Source organism: Delftia sp. WSY_16 (assembly GCF_043104415.1).
Classification (GTDB): Bacteria; Pseudomonadota; Gammaproteobacteria; order Burkholderiales; family Burkholderiaceae_C; genus Comamonas; species Comamonas tsuruhatensis.
This window is the reverse complement of the sequence record NZ_JBICKS010000005.1, coordinates 283455-302799: the sequence shown is the minus strand read 5'-3', so window position 1 is coordinate 302799 and position 19345 is coordinate 283455. Positions and strand designations below refer to the sequence as shown.

13 protein-coding genes, 1 tRNA gene and 1 pseudogene are annotated in these 19345 nt (G+C 61.4%); 10 read left to right on the top strand and 5 right to left on the bottom strand.

Features of this window, described 5'->3' with window-relative positions; all coding sequences use genetic code 11:
• Nucleotides 1–121: 121 nt before the first annotated feature.
• From ACF8O7_RS04560 to ACF8O7_RS04540, 5 genes and pseudogenes are all read left to right on the top strand, one after another.
• Nucleotides 122–1879 (top strand): M14 family metallocarboxypeptidase, encoded by a 1758-nt coding sequence (locus ACF8O7_RS04560; RefSeq protein WP_016449926.1) that lies wholly within the window; start codon nucleotides 122–124, stop codon nucleotides 1877–1879.
• Between the two features lie 85 nt (nucleotides 1880–1964).
• Nucleotides 1965–2041 (top strand) — tRNA-Arg (locus tag ACF8O7_RS04555).
• A gap of 159 nt (nucleotides 2042–2200) precedes the next feature.
• A complete protein-coding gene (locus ACF8O7_RS04550) occupies nucleotides 2201–2935 on the top strand; it encodes a tyrosine-type recombinase/integrase (RefSeq protein ID WP_392442539.1) in 735 nt (244 codons plus the stop codon).
• 54 nt (nucleotides 2936–2989) lie between these two features.
• Nucleotides 2990–3697, top strand: a pseudogene (locus ACF8O7_RS04545) (transposase).
• Between the two features lie 284 nt (nucleotides 3698–3981).
• Nucleotides 3982–5190, top strand: coding sequence for a GGDEF domain-containing protein (locus tag ACF8O7_RS04540; RefSeq protein WP_392442536.1), 1209 nt, complete (start codon nucleotides 3982–3984; stop codon nucleotides 5188–5190).
• Nucleotides 5191–5435: 245 nt separating this feature from the next.
• Here the strand turns inward: ACF8O7_RS04540 and ACF8O7_RS04535 are convergent, their stop codons facing one another.
• Together ACF8O7_RS04535 and ACF8O7_RS04530 are read right to left on the bottom strand one after the other, a co-directional pair.
• Nucleotides 5436–6011 (bottom strand): TetR/AcrR family transcriptional regulator, encoded by a 576-nt coding sequence (locus ACF8O7_RS04535; protein WP_046240228.1) that lies wholly within the window; start codon nucleotides 6009–6011, stop codon nucleotides 5436–5438.
• 132 nt (nucleotides 6012–6143) lie between these two features.
• Nucleotides 6144–7544, bottom strand: a complete 1401-nt coding sequence (locus tag ACF8O7_RS04530) for an efflux transporter outer membrane subunit (RefSeq protein WP_392442533.1) — start codon at nucleotides 7542–7544, stop codon at nucleotides 6144–6146.
• A gap of 74 nt (nucleotides 7545–7618) precedes the next feature.
• On the opposite strand from ACF8O7_RS04530, the gene ACF8O7_RS04525 reads away from it, so the two are divergent.
• From ACF8O7_RS04525 to ACF8O7_RS04505, 5 genes are all read left to right on the top strand, one after another.
• Entirely contained in the window at nucleotides 7619–8203 is a 585-nt protein-coding gene (locus tag ACF8O7_RS04525) for a TetR/AcrR family transcriptional regulator (RefSeq protein WP_016445447.1), read from the top strand.
• Between the two features lie 23 nt (nucleotides 8204–8226).
• Entirely contained in the window at nucleotides 8227–9357 is a 1131-nt protein-coding gene (locus ACF8O7_RS04520; protein ID WP_392442531.1) for an efflux RND transporter periplasmic adaptor subunit, read from the top strand.
• A complete protein-coding gene (locus tag ACF8O7_RS04515) occupies nucleotides 9354–12494 on the top strand; it encodes an efflux RND transporter permease subunit (protein ID WP_017404988.1) in 3141 nt (1046 codons plus the stop codon). The genes ACF8O7_RS04520 and ACF8O7_RS04515 overlap by 4 nt, the downstream gene beginning before the upstream one ends.
• A 29-nt stretch (nucleotides 12495–12523) precedes the next feature.
• A complete protein-coding gene (locus ACF8O7_RS04510; protein WP_026062277.1) occupies nucleotides 12524–13846 on the top strand; it encodes an NAD(P)/FAD-dependent oxidoreductase in 1323 nt (440 codons plus the stop codon).
• A 224-nt stretch (nucleotides 13847–14070) separates the two neighbouring features.
• Nucleotides 14071–15282: a patatin-like phospholipase family protein gene (locus ACF8O7_RS04505; protein WP_016445443.1), complete on the top strand. Its 1212-nt coding sequence runs from the start codon at nucleotides 14071–14073 to the stop codon at nucleotides 15280–15282.
• A 48-nt stretch (nucleotides 15283–15330) separates the two neighbouring features.
• Here ACF8O7_RS04505 and ACF8O7_RS04500 read toward each other — a convergent pair whose 3' ends face one another.
• The 3 genes from ACF8O7_RS04500 to ACF8O7_RS04490 all read right to left on the bottom strand — a co-directional run bounded on the left by ACF8O7_RS04500 (nucleotide 15331) and on the right by ACF8O7_RS04490 (nucleotide 19309).
• Nucleotides 15331–16230 carry an alpha/beta fold hydrolase gene (locus ACF8O7_RS04500; RefSeq protein ID WP_016445442.1) on the bottom strand — a complete coding sequence of 300 codons (900 nt, stop codon included), beginning with the start codon at nucleotides 16228–16230 and terminating at the stop codon, nucleotides 15331–15333.
• Complete coding sequence (locus ACF8O7_RS04495) at nucleotides 16227–17753, bottom strand: NAD(P)/FAD-dependent oxidoreductase (RefSeq protein WP_016445441.1); 1527 nt, start codon at nucleotides 17751–17753, stop codon at nucleotides 16227–16229. Before ACF8O7_RS04495 ends, ACF8O7_RS04500 begins: the two co-directional genes overlap by 4 nt.
• 125 nt (nucleotides 17754–17878) lie before the next feature.
• Nucleotides 17879–19309 (bottom strand): gamma-aminobutyraldehyde dehydrogenase, encoded by a 1431-nt coding sequence (locus ACF8O7_RS04490; RefSeq protein ID WP_239009427.1) that lies wholly within the window; start codon nucleotides 19307–19309, stop codon nucleotides 17879–17881.
• Between the last annotated feature and the right edge of the window lie 36 nt (nucleotides 19310–19345).

Sequence of the window (19345 nt, the reverse complement as noted above, 5' to 3'; positions counted from 1 at the left end):
GCGCGCCGCAAGCCTGCATGGCTATCATCCCGATAGCATTGCGGCCTGCGGCGACTGAAGGCCGCACCCCTTTTCCCGGATTCCCCAAGATTCCCCACGACTGGTTCCTCAAGGCCACGCCATGACACTGCTGACTCCACCCGCCATACCCTCCAGCCAGCGCCCCGATCCGGAGCTGCCACAGGGCCGGCTGCGGTGGTCGGCCCTGGCATGCACCGCCCTGCTGGCCGCCTGCTCCAGCACGCCGCTGCCGCCCTGGCCCACGTCCTCCAAGCCCCAGGTGGCCACGCCCACCCGCCCGGCCCCGGAAATACCCGTGGTGCCCCAGGCGACCACGCAGCCGATCGCACCGGCCAACAACCTCGTCCCCCTGCCCTACAACGCGGCCGTGGCGGCGCGCTTCCCCGACCCGGCCACGCGCTATGACACGCCCGGCCTGGCGCCGCAGCGCAACCAGTTCACCACGGCCAGCGAACTGTCTTCCTGGCTGAACAGCCAGGCCAGCAAATCCCTGGGCCGCGACACGCGCCTGGGAATCGTGCAGCCCGGCAGCTCGCAGCGCGGCAGCCCCATCCAGGCCCTGGTGGCCACGCGCGCTCCCGGCATCCAGCCGTCGGCGCTGTATGACAGCCGCCGCCCCACGGTCATGCTCGTGGCCGGCCAGCATGGCGACGAGCCTGCAGGGACCGAGGCATTGCTCATCATTGCCCGCGAACTCGCTCCCGGCGGCCTGCTGGAGCCGCTGCTGCAGCAGATCAACGTGATCCTCGTGCCGCGCGCTAACCCCGATGCCGTGGAAGCCGGCACGCGCAATGCAGCCGATGGCACCGACATCGCCCATGACCACCTGCTCCTGAACACGCCGGAGGCCAAGGCCCTGGCCACGCTGGCACGCGACTACCGCCCCGTCGCCGTGGTGGACCTGCAGGAATTCCCGGCCGCCAGCATCTTCCTGCAGAAGTACCAGGCCATACAGCGCTACGACGCCCTGCTGCAGTATTCGGCCACGGCCAACCAGAATGAATTCGTGACCAAGGCTGCGCGCGAGTGGTACACGGCACCGCTGCGCACCGCGCTGTCGCAGGCCGGCCTGAGCAGCGACTGGTACTACACCACCAGCCAGGACCTGCAGGACAAGTCCATCTCCATGGGTAGCCTGGCGCCCGATTCGCTGCGCAACATCAGCGGACTCAAGAACTCGGTGGGCTATCTGGTCAGCAGCCGTGGCTCGGACCTGGGCCGCGCCCACATCCAGCGGCGCGTGCACACCCTGGTCACCGCCGCCACACGCATGCTGCATTCGAGCGCCGAGCGCGCCAAGGACCTCACCCAGGTGCAGGCCTTCGTGGCGCGCGAGACCGCCTCTCTCGCCTGCCACCAGCAACTGGCCGTCCAGGCCGAGCAGACGCCCGAGCAGCGCACGCTCACCATGATCCAGCCCGACACGGGTGCCGACCAGCAGGTGCGCGTGGACTGGAACGCCTCCCTGCAGGCCCGCACCACGCTGTCGCGCCCGCGCTCCTGCGGCTACTGGCTGTCCGCCAGCGCCCAGACCGCCGTGGACAGGCTGCGCCTGCTGGGCCTGCAAGTGCTCAAGGTGGCCGAGCCCGGCCAGCTGCTGGCCGACTCGTACAACGAGGCCCGCTCGGCCACGCCCGCCAGCGGCGCCTATGCGCTCACGCGCGGCGCCGTCGAAGCACCCGTGGGCAGCTACTACCTGTCGATGAACCAGCCCATGGCCAATATTGCCGCTGCGGCGCTGGAGCCCGACACGCCCTACAGCTACCTCGCACGCGGCCTGGTGCCCACGCTGAGCGACATGGCGCGCGTGATGGCCCCCCCTTCGGTGGTGTTCGAGGAAGAAGAAGACGCTGAATGACGGTAAGGGCGCCAGGGCACGCCGCCAAGCCCTGAGCGTCCGCCCATTGCGGGTATGATCCGCGCTGGCCCGTCAGCGGCCATACCTGCCCGTAGCTCAACCGGATAGAGCAATTGCCTTCTAAGCAATAGGTCGGGGGTTCGAGTCCCTCCGGGCAGGCCATCCTGGCATCCCAAGAAGTTCAAAGAAGTCCAAGAATAGGCGCTGGCCTTGGGCTTCAAGGACATCCAGCGTTCAAAGCCGTCCAACGGCATCCGGGGACATCCAGGATGTTTGTTGGTATCCCGTGTACTTGACACGCAAGATGCCAACACGACCTGAATGCCCCTGACAGACACCTTCATCAAAGCCCTCAGACACTACCCCAGCAAGAGCGCTGGATCGAAGCACTCCGATGGGCATGGCTTGTACCTGCACGTGAAGGAGTCTGGCAAGTACTGGCGCATGGCGTACCGCTTTGCAGGCAAGCAGAAGACGCTTGCACTAGGGGTGTATCCCACTGTAGGACTCGCCCAGGCCCGCCGTCGCCGCGATGAAGCCAGAGAACAGCTCGCATCCAGCATCGACCCCAGCCTTGCAAAGCAAGTCCAGAAGCTCGCCCTCGCCCATGCCCAGGAGAGCACTTTTGAGGCTGTCGCGCGTGAATTTCATGGCGTCAAGTCCGGTGCATGGAGCGACACCTACGCAGAGAAATGGCTGCGCAACATGTCCAAGGATCTGTTCCCGCATGTGGGCCGCATGTTGCTTCCTGAGATCACCCCTCCCCTGCTGCTGGGCGTGCTCCGCAAGGTCGAAAAACGAGGGGCACGCGAAACTGCTCACACGCTTCGCCAGACAGCAGGGCAGGTGTTTCGCTACGGCATCCAGACGGGACGATGTGAGCGCAACCCGGTCTCTGACCTGCAAGGTGCTCTTGAGCCAATCGTGGTGAAGCACATGGCAGCAGTCCTCGAGCCAAGCAAAGCTGGAGAGCTTCTACGTTCAATAGACGAATACAGGGGTCAGCCCACAACCAAGGCAGCTCTGCAGCTGTCAGCCCTTGAGTTAACCCCTTAATTCCCCGGCCCCGCCCTATCGCTTGTCTTCTGAGATAGGAACAGGACTGTGCATATGACTAAGCATACGGAGTCAATAGAGGTAGTCGTGAAGGATCAGCGCCTCAGGCGCTGGCCCTTCACAGAGAAGGCGGCGCTGGTGCGCCGAACCTACGAACCGGGCATGAGCGTGTCATTGGTCGCTCGGCGGGAAGGCGTTTCGCTGGACTGCTGTGCCAGTGGCGCAAGCTCGAACGCCAGGGTGCTTTGACCGCCGTCTCCGTTGGCGAGGCAGTCGTGCCGGCATCCGAGCTGGCGGCTGCACGCGCAGAAATCGCCAAGCTGCAGCGCGTGCTCGGCAAGAAGACCTTGGAGAACGAAATCCTCAAGGAAGCCGTGGAGTACGTCGCAGAAAAAAGTGGATTGCGCGCTCGCCCTTGTTGCCCGGGGACGACCAGTGAAAACTGGTCTGCGGATGATGGGGCTGGCGCGCTCGCATGTGCCCGACCTGATTGGGCGCGGTGAAGACTGGGCCGATGGCCGCAGCCATCGCACACCCAGCGACGATGCAGGGCTGCTCGCCGAACTGCGCCAGGAAATTGCCGACTTGCCCAGCTATGGCTACCGACGTGCCTGTGGCTTGGTGACGGTAGTGGCACAACTGCCAGCTGCCTTCGAGCACTTCAACGAGGTGCATCCGCATTCTTCGCTGAAAATGCGGTCGCCTCGGGGGTTCAGGCGGCAACAGGCTGCAGCGGCTGACCAGATGCTTTATTGCGAATAGGGTGGGGGCGGGAATTTGGGGGCAACATCAGATGAAGACAGGGATCGAGCCATGCAGAAGCTGCAGCGCGCCGCCACCTTCATCACATCGATGGACTGGTCCCACGAGCGCATGCACGCCTTGTTCGCCAAGAGCAGCCGAAGCACCTTGGGCCATCTGCTAGCCCCCATGTCGGCTACATTGCCAAAGCATGCACCTGGCACCCAACATTTTCCTGGTGATGCGACAGTGGCCGCAGCCCGGCAACACCCTTTTAGACAAAGCACTTCCCACCTGACATCCCCATGGTTGCAACCATTCTCGTCGGCATGCTCTGCGCACACCTGCTGTGCTTTTCGATCATGTTCTTGCTTATCAGCCGACGCCTGCAAGGCAACAGGATGGGAATGGATGTCTTTGCCCTGGGCGACCTCCTGCTGGGGTCGGCCTATGTGCTGCAGTTGGTTGAAGGAGAGCCCGCCTGGAGCGTGATGAGCGTGGTCAACCACACCCTCACGTTGGCAGCGCCCATCGCCTACTGGCTTGGTGCCATGCGTTTTTTTGGGCAGCCCGTTCCAGTGTGGCGCCCGTTGATCGCGTTTTCAGTGGCCTACGGCATGGCGCAATGGCTGGTGCATTGGAGCGCCGGGCCTGTGGCACGCTACGCGATGCTCGCAGCAATGTCGGCAGTGCTCTTCTTCGCCATGACACTGAACGTCATCTATGGCTTACGCACTTTTGCCAAGGATTTCTACGGGGAAATGATTTTCTTTGCTTTTGTGATTGGCGGCATCTGTGTGCTCAATGCATTGAAATTCTTGAAAATTATGGACAGCGGCCTGGAAGCACTGCACATGGAAAGCCGCTTTCAGATGGTTTTCTACATTTACATGTCCACCCTGGCGACCGTGCTGCCTCCCTCCATTGTCTGGCTGGTGTTGCGGCGCCTGACGGATGACCTGCGCACAATGGCGGCACGCGATCCCATGACCCATCTGCTCAATCGCAGAGGGATTTCAGAAGCGATGCAGTTGTACTTCAACAGCCGCAACGCTGCGCCGACATGCCTGCTACTGATGGATGTCGACCATTTCAAGCGCATCAATGACACCCATGGACACCAGGCAGGGGATGAAGTTCTGCGGCACGTGGCCGCATTGCTTCGCGCCACCGTACGCCACGGCGACCTGACAGGCCGCATTGGAGGCGAAGAATTCGTAGTCATTTGCCTGGAAACGGACACCAGGGGCGCCACACAGTTGGCAGAACGGCTGCGCACCGGCATTGCAAGCCATGCGGTCTCGGTTGCTGGCTCCAGTCATCCGCTGCGCTGCACGGTCACCATCGGGATCTCGCCTCCTTTCCATGGCACGCATGATATGGAAGAGGCCCTTCGACAGGCCGATACCGCCCTCTACAGGGGAAAGGCGGCCGGGCGCAACCGGATCGAAACAGCCAGTTCCTCTCCCGGCATTTCAGACCAGGATGCGAGGGTGGCAATGGTTTATCTGTAGAACGTGGTATTCACTTTTTCGATCCTGCGAAAGGCGCCGAGCTGGACAAGGGACTCGGAATGGGGATGGCATGCGCCAGCATGCAGGTCTGAGGCACCGACAAGGTGAGTGGCCCCTGGCACCCGCAGGCATTGCCGTGGTCCGGCTGCACGGTCAAGCGCCTGATCCATGTAGCACGAGACTGCGCGGCGCGACCCGCGGCAAGATAGTACGCACCACCTTCGGCGATGCCAAGGCACCCTGCCCTATGTGACTGATGCAGGATCGGAACTGGCACCACACAGGAATATCTTGTTCACGCTTCCCGATATTCCCAACGTGGCAATCTCTCCTCTCTGGGCTGAATCGAGAGCGCCATAAAGCAAAAAGCTATAGGATTTCGCCAGCCATCTTGCTGACATGTCAATCCGGAAAACGCCAGCCTTTTGCCCTCTTAAAAAAAAATCCTCGAGCGCACCTCCAAAAAAGGAAAGCGCGTAGCCTTTCATGTCGTGGTCTTTGGTACCTCCGAGGTCGACCGATACAACGGCACTCCAGAACAGGTAGAGCTCACGATGGGTCATAAGGTGTTTTGTCAGGCGATGAAGCGCATCAGCAAAAGGTAGCCGCGTGAGATCTGCCTTTTCCAGCGCCTCTCGCATGTGCCGTTCAGTGCGTTGCATCAACAAATCAATCATCCCCTCCCGAGTCGCACAGATTCGGTAAAGCGTTCCCTTGGAAGTACCTGCCGCGCGTGCAAGCTGTTCAAGGTTTGCTCTTGGGTGTTGAGACACCGCCAGTGCCAGCGCACTGGCCAGCTTGTCATCCAGTTCGATGGTCATGGGCGTGCAAGCAAAACATCTCCAACCTTCCCGATACGCAACCTCTTCTGCCTTTTGGTCATCCGACATCTCTGTTCGTCAAGGCATATGAATGTCAGATCGATTCGCGGCTTTTGCACACAGGGGATGCATTCAGACAGTTCCGGCAAACACGCGGCGAAGACGAACGGCCGATGTCCAGCGCTGCCCCTCGGCCTGTGCGACTGCGTCCCGTACCCGCAGCTGTTCGCGTTGAGTGTCCAGCACTGCCGTGGCGTCAGCCATGCCGGCAGCGAACATGCGCGCCGCGCGTTGCGCTGCCATGTCGCCCGCCTCTCGTGCATCCAGCAGTTCGCGCAAACTGGCTTCCGATGCCGACCATTGCACCAGCGAAGTTTCGGCGTCGGCCAGCGCGGAGATCATCGACTGCTCGTACCCCGCCATTGCCTCTTGGGCGCGGGCTTCCTGTATCTCTACATTCGAGCGAATCCGGCCACCGTCCAGAATGGGCAGGGATAGCGAGATGCCGTATCCCACCACGGAAATGGGAGACGCGGAGCCACCGATGGCCGCCAACCGCTCGCGCGCTCCGGCCCAGGCGATCTGCAGGCGAGGGTAAATCTCGCGTCGGGCGACACCCACCCGTGCCAGCGCAGCATCCAGAGCGCGGGCCTGGCGTTGTACATCAGGGCGGCGCTCCAACAAATCGGCAGGCAGCAAGGGAGCGGGCGCCTGGGGCATGACGGCTTCAGCCTTCAGATCCAGCACCGGTGGCTGGCTGGCGCCCAACAGCACCGCCAGCTGTCGCTGACGCACTTGCAACTCACCCTTCACTTGCTGGACTGCCGCGCGCTCTTGTGCAAGCTCTGTCTTCCAGCGCTCAACGTCCAGTGCACTGGACTGGCCCGCCTCAAATTTTTTCTGCGCCACGTGCAGCTGGCGCTCAGCCAAGGTCATGACTTCGTGCCTCATCCCCACGCGGGCATCCAGGGTGCGCAGTTCAAAGTACGCAGTGGCGACATCGGCAGCCAGAGCGATACGCGCGGCAGCGAGTGCCTGGCGATTGCTCTGTATGTCTGCCTTGGCGGCGTCCACGCCCAGTGCGCCGCGCCCAAACAGATCCACCTCCCAGCTTGCGCGCAAACCGACGGAACTGCGTTCAGCCTTCACTGCGTCGGCGCTGTCTCGCCCCCGCTGCGCACCGGCTGTGGCGCCCAACTGTGGGCGGCGTTCGGCTTCAGCACTTCCCAACAGTGCCTGGGCTTGGGCCATGCGGGCTGTGGCGATGCGCAGATCCCGATTGGAATCCAGTGCCATGCGGACCAGACGGTCCAGTTCAGCGCTATGGAAGTCTGTCCACCAGTCAGCGTTGACGGCAGCAACACCTTGGTATGGGGCACCCCATTGCCCAGGCACGTCCACCGATGCAGCGTCAGGCCCGACCGAGGGCGGAACCGACGCGCAGCCTCCCAAGCCAAGAGCGGCCAGGCTGAGAACGCCAAGCAGCAGGGGTCGACAGAGAAAGCGTTGGGAACGTGGAGAAATTTCGAGCATATGAGGACCAGGCGTTGACGTTGCGATGACATTACTATACTATACGTATAGATAAGTTTTCAAGTGGAGTTTTCATGACCAAGACGACAAGACGCCCAAGCTCCCGAGACAAGATCCTTGACGCCGCTACCGCCCTGGTGAGTGAGCGCGGGGTTCAGCAACTGACCATTGAAGCTGCTGCTGCCGCAGCGGGAGTGACCAAGGCCGGTCTCATATATCACTTCAAGACCCGCGACGAGCTCCTGGTGGCTGTGGTGGAAAGCATGGCCCGAACCATCGATCTCTACAGCCGCGCCGCCGAAGAGCAGCGCGCATCGCGCGTGAATGACGCCTCCCGCGGGAGCCAAAGCGAATTGCAGTCCGCCATGATGGAACTGGTCGAAATGACGTTCCAAATGCCCCCGCAGCTGCAGCGACTGATGCGCAACCTGCTTGAAGCCCATTTCTCTCATCCTGACCTGCTGCCACCTGTACAGGCCTTGTTCGAGCGCAGCTACGGTATCGCCAGTGAGTGCGCCGATCCAGGCCGCGCTTTGCTGATCAGTCTGGCAATGGATGGGATGCAACTCATTGATTTGCTCCGTCTTCACCAATTCACCTCTGAGCAGCGCAATGCCGTCAGGAAGACTGTTGAAGAGTTGATTGCACAACTGCCCTGAACCATTCACACACGCATCCAATCATGCATTTCTCTCTCAACTCCATCTCCCGGTTACTGGCATGCGTGCTATCGACCGTCACGCTGGCTGCTTGCACACAACATGCCACCACTACAACGGCTACGCCCAAACCGGTGAAAATCGAGGTCGTTGGCGAAGCGGGCATTGCATCCCGCGCAGATAACTTTGTCGGCACGTTGCGCGCGCGCCAACGCACTGATCTGGGTTTTGAAACATCTGGCCGACTCACGGCCATTTCCGTCGAAGTGGGCGACCGTGTGCGGGCAGGTCAAGTGATTGCGCGGCTGGACGAGTCACCTGCCCGATGGCGCGTGGACAAAGCTGCTGCGGACCGTGCGGCAGCAGCCGCATCGCTGCTAGAGCGCAGCACCCAACTCCATCAACAGGAGATGCTTGCCAATGACAAGATCATCTCCCCCACTGCCCTGCAGTCTGCTCGCGCTGCGCACCAACTGGCGCGCAGCCAGCTCGATGCGGCAGATGCCGCACTTGCATCGGCACGCCGTGACCTGAGCCTGACAAAAATCACCGCGCCTTTTGATGGTGAAGTGGTGGGCCGACAAGCACAGCCACATTCCGACGTGTCTGCCGGACAGACCATTTTGCAGTTGCAGGCGGGAAGTGCGCTGGAGGTGGTTGCCATGTTTCCGGATACCGTCGCCAGTACGCTTGCTGTGGGTGATAAGGCGCAGGGCCGCAGTGGCGAACGCACTTTCCCGTTGGTGCTCGAATACTTGTCCACACGCAGTGACAACGGCTCACTGGTTCAGGCCATTTACAGCGTCCAGCGCACAGAACGAAGCAGCAGCCCCGGACTTCGAAGCGGCGGAATGGTGTCGGTGGAGCTACCACAGAAACCAGCCCAGGCTGCCACACTGACCTTGCCCGTTACTGCGGTCATGGCTGGCACTGAAGCGTCTCAGGCCCAGGTGTACGTGATCGATCAGGAAAACAAACTGGAGTTGCGACCTATCAAGACCGCAGGCCACTTGACGTCCCACGGGCGGGTTGTCATCGACCAGGGCTTATCCGTCGGGGACCGCGTGGTGACCGCCGGCACCGCCTTTCTGAACGCTGGACAACAAGTGGTAGTGCATGTGCCCCAGACTGTCCTGAAAGGGGCGAAATCATGAAGCTGGCCGAAGGAGCGCTGCAATCCAGCAGGCTGACCCTTTTTGTCGCGCTGCTGATTTTGATTACGGGGATCTTTACCTTCCTGAGCTTTCCCTCGCAGGAGGAGCCCTCCGTCACGATACGTGATGCCGTGATCATGATCTCCAATCCTGGCATGCCCTCCGAGCGCATGGAGCAGCTGATTGCCCGTCCCGTGGAAGAAAATCTGCGCCAGATGGCGGAACTGAAAAACGTCGTTAGCACGGTGCGCTCCGGCTCTGTGCTGGTGAAGGCTACTTTGCGCGAAGACGTCAAGGAGTTGATGCCGGTATGGCAGCGATTGCGTGCCAAGGTGCAGGAGGTGGAACCCCTGTTCCCCACGGGTACCTTGCCTGCTCAGATCGATGACGATTTCGGCCGCGTGGCAATCGCGTCGATTGCCGTGACAGCGCCGGACTTCTCCATGAGCGAGATGCGCGAGCCGCTCAAGATGCTGCGAGAAGGCATCTTCCGTTTACCTGGCATACAGGGCGTAAGCGTGCACGGCTGGCAAGAGGACCGTGTCTATCTTGAGTTCGACCGTGCACGCATGGCGGGTCTGGGTTTGTCGCCCGCTGCGGTGCTGCAACAACTGCGCCAGCAGAACGTGGTGCAGTCAGGGGGCCAGGCTGTTCTGGCTGGCGTCAACAGTGTGGTAATCGCATCGGGCGAAATCCGCTCCGTCGCCGAACTGGAAAACTTCATGTTGTCGGTGCCATTGGCACGCCAGGGCGCCGACGCGTCGCACCTTGGCCCTGCCCAAATCCGTCTGGGCGCCTTGGCGCGTCTCCAGGTGCAAAAGGCCGATCCTCCGGAAAGCGCGGCCATCTACAAGGGCCAGGATGCCGTGGTGTTGGGCATCTCGATGCGATCAGGCCAGAACGTCAAGACTGTGGGCGCCGCATTGCAGCAACGCGTGACGGAGCTGCAGGCCCAGTTGCCTGCGGGCTTCAGCCTGGACTACGTGACCTTCCAGCCCGACGTGGTCAAAACCGAGATGGGTCGCATGAACCAAGTGATGGGCGAGACGGTGGTCATCGTGATGATCGTGGTCGTCCTCTTCCTGGGGTGGCGGGCGGGCCTGGTGGTGGGCAGCATCGTACCGCTGACGATTCTCCTCACGCTGCTCATCATGCGCAGCCTGGGGATTGAACTGCATTCGGTATCCATGGCGGCCATCATCATTGCGTTGGGACTGCTGGTGGACAACGGCATCGTGATCGTAGAAGACGTGGAGCGGCGACTCGCATTGGGTGAAGATCGCCGCAACGCCTGCATCGAAGCCGGGCGGACGCTTGCCATTCCGCTGTTGACCTCATCACTGGTCATCATTTTGGCCTTCTCTCCTTTCTTCTTTGGAAACACCACAACGAATGAATACCTCAAGCCGCTGGTCATCGTTCTGGGGTTGTGCCTGCTCGGCTCCTGGCTCCTATGCCTGACAGTGACTCCGCTGCTTTGCTACTACTTCCTGAAAGCCCACCCCAAGCCGGCAGACGAGAATCACGATGCACCCGCCGAACCCCAGCTCACCGGCTTCTATGCCGGCTACGCCAAGGTGATCCGGTACTTGTTGGCGCACAAAGCCATCTTCATGGGGTTCATGGTCGCGCTGTTGACCGGTGCCCTGCTGCTGCTGGCCAACCTGCCCGCAGGCTTCTTGCCGCCATCGGATCGCCCCCAGTTCCAAATGGGGCTGGAGCTGCAGCCGGGCACGGACACGCGACAAACCAAGCAGGTGGTAGAGGATCTGAGCCGCTGGCTCGCTGACAGGCAGGTGAACCCCGAAGTCAGCACCAGCATTGGCTATGTGGCCGAAGGCGGGCCCAGGGTCGTGCTGGCACTGACCCCTCCTATGCCAGCCTCTCACGTGGGCTACTTCACTGTCACGGTGAAGGATGCCAAGCAACTCAAGACGGTGATGGAACGCACCACCGCCTGGATGAATGACCATCACCCGGATGTGCGTATCGACCCCAAGCTGTTCTCGCGCAGCAGCAATGACGCGGGTGCGGTTGCCTATCGGATCTCCGGGCCTGACGAGAATGTGTTGCGAGCCATCGGCGAACAGGTGAAAGCTGCGCTGCGACCTATTCCCGGAATGGTGATGGTTCGCGATGATTGGGGCCCCCGTGTTCCACGCATGAATGTACAGATTGATCAAGCCAAGGCACGAGCGCTGGGAATCAGCAGCGAAGACATTGCGACGACGCTGGCAGCGCGCAACAGCGGTATTCAGGCATCCGTCATGCGCGACAACGACACCTTGGTACCGCTGGTCATACGCGGTACGGCTTCCGAGCGCGCCAGTGCGGAGAACCTCGCCAATACACTCATCTATCCTGCCAATGGGGGGGCGCCGCACCCACTTTCGGCCATGGCTGCAGTGAGCCTCGACTTCGAGCCCGCAGCGCTCTTACGCCGCAACCTGGTGCGCACCTTGACGGTTGAGGGCCGCAGCACCCATGGCACGGCACTGCAGGCGGTACAAGCTGCCGCTCCAGTCGTGAGCCAGATCGCCTTGCCACCAGGCTATCGCATCGAAATGGGCGCAGAGATTGAAGACTCCGCTGAAGCCAACGTCTCGTTGGAGCAGTACCTACCGCATGCAACCGTGGCCATGCTGGTTCTGTTCCTATGGCAGTTCCGTTCCTTCCGAAAGCTCGCGCTGATCCTCGCCATCATTCCGTTCGCAATGATTGGTGTCGGGCCGGCGATGATGATCGCGGGAGAGCCCATGAGCTTCATGGCAACGTTCGGCTTGCTGTCGCTGGCAGGCATCATCGTCAACAACGCGGTGCTGCTGCTCGAGCGGATCGAGGAAGAGCTGGCCGAGGGCAAGACCCGGCGCGAAGCGGTCGTCGCGGCAGCGGTAGCGCGACTGCGCCCCATCGTGATGACCAAGATGACCTGCATCGTGGGTCTGATCCCGCTGCTACTGTTTGCCGGCACTTTGTGGACCGGCATGGCCGTGACCATCATCGGCGGCCTGATGCTCGGCACCCTGATCACGCTGGGCCTGGTGCCTGTCTTGTACGAACTGCTGTTCAGCGACCGAATCGCCCAATGGGCGGCACGCTTGACAGGCCGCAATAACGCCCAAGCGGTAGCTGCCTGACAGGACATCTCTACCCAGGGAACCATGACATGAATACATCCCAAGCACCGATCATCATCGTAGGTGGTGGCGTGGCAGGTCTTGCCGTTGCCACGGCGATGGGCAAGCTGAGTGCCAATTCCGGCAGCAAGCTGCCACCAGTCCTGCTGATTGATCGCGAGTTCGCCCACGTGTGGAAACCCATGCTGCACACCATCGCAGCGGGCACGCGCGATATTTACCAGCAACAAACGGCCTACATAGCACAAGCACATGCCTGCAATTTCTCTTACGAGCCCGGTGAACTGCTGGGCGTTGACCGCGAGTCGCGACAAGTGGAGATTGCGGCGCTGCTGGCACCCGACGGACGGGTGCTTGTCCCGGAGCGTAGCGTTCCGTATACCAAGCTCATCATCGCAGTAGGCAGCCAGGCAAACGACTTTGGCACACCGGGTGCGGCCGAGCACTGCTACACCATCGACTCACGCCTGCAGGCAGATGCATTCAACCAGGAGATCCGCACGCAGCTGCTCCAATGCCTGGGACACGAAGGCAGCAATGAGAAAAATGCCACCCTTTCCATCGCCATCGTTGGTGGCGGAGCGACTGGTGTGGAGTTGGCTGCCGAACTCGTCGGTTTGGCTGACGCTGCAGAGGCCTATGGAGCCAAGGGTCTGAAGAGGCGGATAAACATCACGCTCATAGAAAGCGGCCCTCGCCTCCTTGCGGCCTTTCCGGAAGATATTTCCGCCAGTGCCCAAGCTCGGCTGGAAGCTCTGGGTGTGCAGGTCAAGGTCGCGACGCGTGTGGCAGCGGTCAATGCGCACGGCTTCGTGTTGGGCGACAACACGGAAGTTCATGCATCACTGAAGGTTTGGGCGGCCGGAGTCAAGGCCCCGGAGATTCTGAGTGATCTGGATGGGCTGGAGACCAACCGTAACCATCAGTTGATCGTGCGCCCTTCATTGCAGACTACCCATGACGCGGACATCTATGCATTGGGCGACTGTGCCAGCCTGATACCCGAGGGGGCCGAGCGGCCGTTTCCTCCTACCGCACAGATTGCTCATCAACAAGCGCAGCACCTGATTCGCCATCTTCCAGCCGCACTGCTGCACGACATATCACCACCGGATTTCAAGTACCGTGATATGGGGGCCCTGGTGTCACTGGGTGAATATGACGCCTATGGCTCGCTCGGCAAGACAGGCTTGTTCAAGGGTGTGACCTTCAGAGGGCGCCTGGCGCAACTGAGCCATGCACTGCTTTACCGCAGCCACCAGGCCCAGCTGCATGGCTTCTGGCGTGGCAGCCAGATGTGGCTGGTCGATCTGATGAATGCCCGGCTCCGTCCCACCATCCGGCTCGATTGAAATGTGCAAAACATGTACAGGTCACCAGGACAAGGCAGATTGACACCGGCTTTCCTCACGGTATACACATGCGCAAGTTAGCTTCACCCTGGACTCGCACCCTGCAAGCCATTTCGATCTTATTGCTGGCAGGATGCTCCACTTACAGGCCCTGGATCAATGAACCGTATCCCCATCAGCCTCGGGAGGTGCTAGCGGCCGAGCAGCATCAACCAAAGTCTGTCATGGTTGCCGTGACCTTGTCCGGAGGGGGTGCGCGTGCCGCAGCCTTTGGCCTCGGTGTGCTGCGTGAACTCAAGGCGCAGGAGTTCAAGATCGGAGAACGCACAACGACGTTGCTGGACGAGACCGTATTGATCAGTGGCGTGTCAGGTGGCAGCATCCTGGCCGCACACTACGCAGCCTTTGGCGACGCGACGCTCAAGCGATTTGAGCCAGAATTCCTGCTCACGCCATTCGAAAGCCGTCTCATACGCGATGTGTTCTGGCCTGGTGAGCTCTACACATTGACCTCACCCTGGTATGGCAGAACGCAGTTGCTGATGGATCGCCTGAACAAGCTCTACGAAGGCAAGACCTTCGCCGACGCTCGCAGCCGCCCTGGAGCACCGGACCTCATGATCACGGCTACCGACCTGACCACCGGGGCCCCCTTCAACTTCACGTCCGAACAGTTCCAGCTGATCTGCTCCGATCTTGACGCTACCCCACTGTCATTCGCAGTTGCAGCGTCCTCCGCCGTACCGCTGCTGCTGTCGCCCGTCGCCATACGCAACTATGCCGACCAATGTCCCGATGTAAAAGCATCGGTACTCCAGCCCGCGTCAGGCTACCGCGCACACATATTGCGGCGCAGTGCCGTCAGCTACCGCAATGCCAAGGAGCGCCCCTATATCCACCTGGTGGATGGCGGAGTCAGCGACAACCTCGGCGTTCGCTTGCTGCTCGATCAAATGACCGCTGTAGGCTCCATGGGCGCGAACTTCCCTGAAGCAAAAGCTGGCTCCATCCATCGCCTGGTGCTGGTCACAGTCAACTCTGCACGTGCGCTTGCCGAGCGTGTGGACAAGAGTGATCAGGTCCCTACCATTCCACAGGTATTGGAGACACTGATCTTTGGTGCCGGGACCCGCGACAGCCAGCAGACGCTGGCGATGCTCAACGATGATCTGCAACGCTGGCGTAACGAGATTCAGCGCACCAGAGGTTTGCCTGGCAGCCCGTTTGCAGCAGATTGCGAGGTATATGTCGTCAGCGTAAGCCTGAACGATGTCGACGACGACAGTTTCCGTTACAGGCTTTTGCGTGTGCCGACGGCCTTCACGGTCGAAGCACAGGACGTCCGCGACCTGCAGCAGGCAGGTTCGGAGGCTGTTCGAAAATCCCCGGCCTACCAGGAGCTGGTTGAATCGCTGAAGGCTTTGGCGCCACCATGATCTAATGTCGCGCGCGCCAAAGTCCCAAAGGCCGACAAGCACCCTCGCCTAGCTCGCAGGGCGCAGGCAGGACCGCACATGTCCCGCGATCAGGTCGACGAGGATGTTGACCAGACCCGGTGCAATGTCATGCCCCATGCCCGGCAAGATGACTAGGCGTGCGCCACCGATGGCCGCTGCGGTGGCGTAACCGCCACTGGTCGCCACCATCAGATCCCGGTCGCCATGGATGACCAGCGTGGGGCACCGCACGCGGCCCAACTCGGCCGTCCGATCACCGGAATTGATGATTGCCCCGATCTGCCGCGCGGTGCCGACGTTGTTGCGCAGGCCACCACCGCGCTCCCAGGCTTGTTCTGCATATTGCCGGTGCCGAGGCTCGCTCCACTCCAGGCTCGAGCCGACCACTCGCAAGAGGTCGACGTAATCTCGAGCAGCCTCCCGCTGATCACGTGGCGGCCGACGGATCAGCTGCAATATCGACTTGAGCGCCGGCTGGCCGACCTTCAATGATCCGGTGGTCGAAAAGACGGAGGTCAACGACTTCATCCTCTCGGCATGGCGCGCCGCCAGGGTCTGCGCGATCATGCCGCCCATGGACATCCCCATGACGTGGGCAGAGGCTATGGACAGGGCATCCATCAAACCGACCACATCGCTGGCCATGTGCCCCAGGTCGTAGCCGCGCGTGGGCCGGCGAAGGAGTTGCTGGAATGTGCTGGGCGGCTCGGCGTCGGTGAAGGACGACTGTCCCGCGTCGCGGTTGTCCAAGACAACCACCCGCAAACCGGCCTCTACCAGACCATCGATCAAGGCCTGTGGCCAGTACGTCAGTTGCAACCCCAGGCCCACCACCAGAATTAACGTCTCCCCACCATCGGGGCCGTGGCTGCGGTAGCAGATGCGTCGGCCATCGGCCATATTGCAGAAGAGGTCTCCCGTGTTCATGCGCGAGCCTTTGAAAGTCGCAGATCAAGCGGAGCCTGGGAACTCGCGCCGGGGGCCGGCGAGAACGCCAGGCACTTTTCTGCCACCCGCCCGCGTCGCAGCAGTTTGACGTCGCGGAAGTAGTCCATGGACATGACCCAAGGTTCGCCGGGTCCCTGTCGTGGCACGCTGTGCAACGCGCGCTGCACGTAGCCTGCACCGAAATCCAGCAGCGGGCGGGTCTCGATCCCTTCTGGCGCCTGTGCCTCGCAGACGGCGTGCCGATGTTCATCCATGTAAGCCAGGAGCCGGCAGAAGTGATCGCACAGCAGGCAGACCTTCAGCGTCCAAGACGAGTTGGTGTAGCCGACGGCAAAGGCAAAGTTCGGCACACCGGACAACATCATTCCCTTGTAGGCCAATGTTTCGCTCAACACCACCGGCTGCCCATCCTTGCGCAAGGCCACTCCCCCAAAGAGCTGGACGTTGAGTCCGGTGGCCGTGACGATGATGTCGGCCTCGATTTCCTTGCCCGACTTGAGAAGGATGCCCGATTCGGTGAAGGTCTCGATCTGGTCGGTCACCACGGACGCCTTGCCCGAACTGAGGCATTTGAACAAGTCACCGTCGGGCACCGAGCACAGCCGCTGGTCCCAAGGGTTGTATGGCGGGTTGAAGTGCACGTCGACGGGGTACCCCTTCGGCAGGTCCCGGCGCACGAGCCCCACGAGAAGCTTTCGGGCCAGCTTCGGAAAGCGTTGGCAAAAGCTCCAGAACCCCAGAGTGATCCTGGCGTTCTTGTAGCGGGTCAGCGAGTAGGCGGTTTGGGCCGGCAGTATCTTTTGCAGGAAGCCGGCGACGGAGTCGGTAGCAGGCTGGTTGATGATGTACGAAGGCGTGCGCTGCAGCATGGTGATGTGCGCCACCTGATCGGCCATCGCCGGGATGAGCGTCACTGCCGTGGCGCCGCTGCCGATCACGACGACGCGCTTGCCGCAGTAGTCCAGATCCTCAGGCCAATGCTGCGGATGCACGATCCGCCCCTTGAAACGTTCCGAGCCTTCGAAGCGCGGGCTGTAGCCTTGATCGTATCGATAGTAGCCGCCAGCGCTGAACAGCCAGCGGGTCCTGACCGTGCGGACATCGCCGCCGATTCCGTCGCGGACCCGGACCGCCCAAAGGCCCTCACCGCTCAGCCAGTCCGCCGATTCCACCTGCTGCTGGTATTGGATGACCGGCCCCAGATCGAACTCCTCAACGGTTTCGCGAAGGTACTCGAGGATGTCCCGTGCGTCCGCCAGCGTTTTGTTCTTGACCCAGGGCTTGAAGTCGAAACCGAAGGTGTAGAGGTCCGAGTCGGATCGAATGCCGGGATATTTGAACAGATCCCATGTTCCGCCAATCCGCTCTCGAGCCTCGAGAATGGAAAAGCGTTTTCCGGGCTGTTTTCGGCGCAGATAGGCGGCAAGGCCGATGCCGGAAACTCCCGCCCCAATGATCAGGACGTCCAGAGGTTCATCGAGAGGAGCTGATTGCGAGAGCATGCTGTTCCTGTTTCCTTGTGTTTTGACCAGTTTTCAATAAGTAAAAAAGCTCGAGGCTGCCGCCCTTGCCGCCCTCGATCTGCGCCACATGGGCGCCGGCGATCGCGTTGACCCTGTGCATCGTTTCAGCCTGTCTTGACCATGACATGCCGCGCGACCGTGTAGTCCTCCAGTGCGTACATGGACAGATCCTTGCCGTAGCCCGATGACTTCACGCCGCCGTGCGGCATTTCGCTCGTCAGCACGAAGTGCGTGTTGATCCAGGTGCAGCCGTACTGCAATTGGGCGGCCGTCGCCATGCCGCGTGAAATGTCCTGGGTCCAGACCGATGAGGCCAAGCCATAGTCGGAATCGTTGGCCCAGCGCACTGCTTCATCGGCATCGTCGAATCGCGTCACCGAGACGACGGGACCGAAGACTTCGCGCTGGACGATTTCGTCGCCTTGCAGCGCGCCAGCCACGACGGTGGGTTCGTAGAAGAAGCCGCTACCACCACCCACGCGGCCGCCCGCCGTAATCTCGATGTGCTTGTTTTCAGACGCCCGCTGAACAAAGGATTCGACGCGGGATTGCTGCCTGGCCGAGATCAGTGGGCCCAGGTCGTTGTCGTCATCGTTGGGCTGATTGAACTTGAGGCTCTTGACCGCACCGGAAAGGTCGGCAACGAGCTTGTCGTAGATCTTCTTGCCGGCATAGATGCGGCAGGCGGCGGTGCAGTCTTGGCCAGCGTTGTAGTAGCCGAAGACCTTGACGCCTTCCACGACGCTGGCAAGGTCGGCGTCATCGAAGACTATGACGGGCGCCTTGCCGCCGAGCTCGAGGTGGGTCCGCTTGACGATCCTGGACGCGGCCTGCAGCACCTTCTTGCCCGTGCCGATATCGCCGGTGAGCGAGACCATCGCCACCTTCGGATGGTGGATCAGCGCATCGCCCACGCTAGCGCCGCGCCCCGTGACCACGTTGACGACACCGGCGGGAAAGATGTCCGCAATGATCTTCGCAAGCTTCAGCAGCGTCAGGGGCGTCTGCTCCGAAGGCTTGATCACGACCGTATTGCCGCCAGCAATCGCGGGTGCCAATTTCCAGGCCGCCATCATCAGAGGGTAGTTCCAGGGCGCGATGGATGCGACGACGCCGATCGGGTCTCGGCGAATCATCGACGTGTGGTTGGCAACGTATTCGCCGGACACAGCGCCGTGCATCGTTCGTGCGGCGCCGGCGAAGAAGCGAAAGCAATCGACGATCGCCGGGATCTCATCCTCCAGCACGCGGATGCGCGGCTTGCCGCAGTTGAGCGCTTCGAGCGTCGCGAATTCCTCGCCGGCGCTCTCAATGGCATCGGCCAGCTTCAACAGCAGGCGCGATCGCTCGGCAGGCGTGGTTCGAGACCAGGCGGTGAAGGCCTTGGACGCTGCCTCGACCGCCGCATCGACCTGCGCAAGCGAGGCTTCGGCCAATTCGGTCAGCAGCGCCCCGGTCTTTGGATTAAGGATCTTCTCCTTGGTTTCCGCGCCCACGACAAAGGCGGAACCGATCAGCAGTTCTTGGTCAAACACGCGAGTCTCCTGTCTACGGGATGAGGTTGAGGGGAT

Coding starts and splice junctions, on each gene's coding strand:
- ACF8O7_RS04525 (WP_016445447.1), top strand. CDS start 7,619: ATGACCAAGACGACAAGACGCCCAAGCTCCCGAGACAAGATCCTTGAC.
- ACF8O7_RS04495 (WP_016445441.1), bottom strand. CDS start 17,753: ATGCTCTCGCAATCAGCTCCTCTCGATGAACCTCTGGACGTCCTGATC.
- ACF8O7_RS04540 (WP_392442536.1), top strand. CDS start 3,982: ATGGTTGCAACCATTCTCGTCGGCATGCTCTGCGCACACCTGCTGTGC.
- ACF8O7_RS04515 (WP_017404988.1), top strand. CDS start 9,354: ATGAAGCTGGCCGAAGGAGCGCTGCAATCCAGCAGGCTGACCCTTTTT.
- ACF8O7_RS04510 (WP_026062277.1), top strand. CDS start 12,524: ATGAATACATCCCAAGCACCGATCATCATCGTAGGTGGTGGCGTGGCA.
- ACF8O7_RS04560 (WP_016449926.1), top strand. CDS start 122: ATGACACTGCTGACTCCACCCGCCATACCCTCCAGCCAGCGCCCCGAT.
- ACF8O7_RS04535 (WP_046240228.1), bottom strand. CDS start 6,011: ATGACCATCGAACTGGATGACAAGCTGGCCAGTGCGCTGGCACTGGCG.
- ACF8O7_RS04530 (WP_392442533.1), bottom strand. CDS start 7,544: ATGCTCGAAATTTCTCCACGTTCCCAACGCTTTCTCTGTCGACCCCTG.
- ACF8O7_RS04550 (WP_392442539.1), top strand. CDS start 2,201: ATGCCCCTGACAGACACCTTCATCAAAGCCCTCAGACACTACCCCAGC.
- ACF8O7_RS04505 (WP_016445443.1), top strand. CDS start 14,071: ATGGTTGCCGTGACCTTGTCCGGAGGGGGTGCGCGTGCCGCAGCCTTT.
- ACF8O7_RS04520 (WP_392442531.1), top strand. CDS start 8,227: ATGCATTTCTCTCTCAACTCCATCTCCCGGTTACTGGCATGCGTGCTA.
- ACF8O7_RS04500 (WP_016445442.1), bottom strand. CDS start 16,230: ATGAACACGGGAGACCTCTTCTGCAATATGGCCGATGGCCGACGCATC.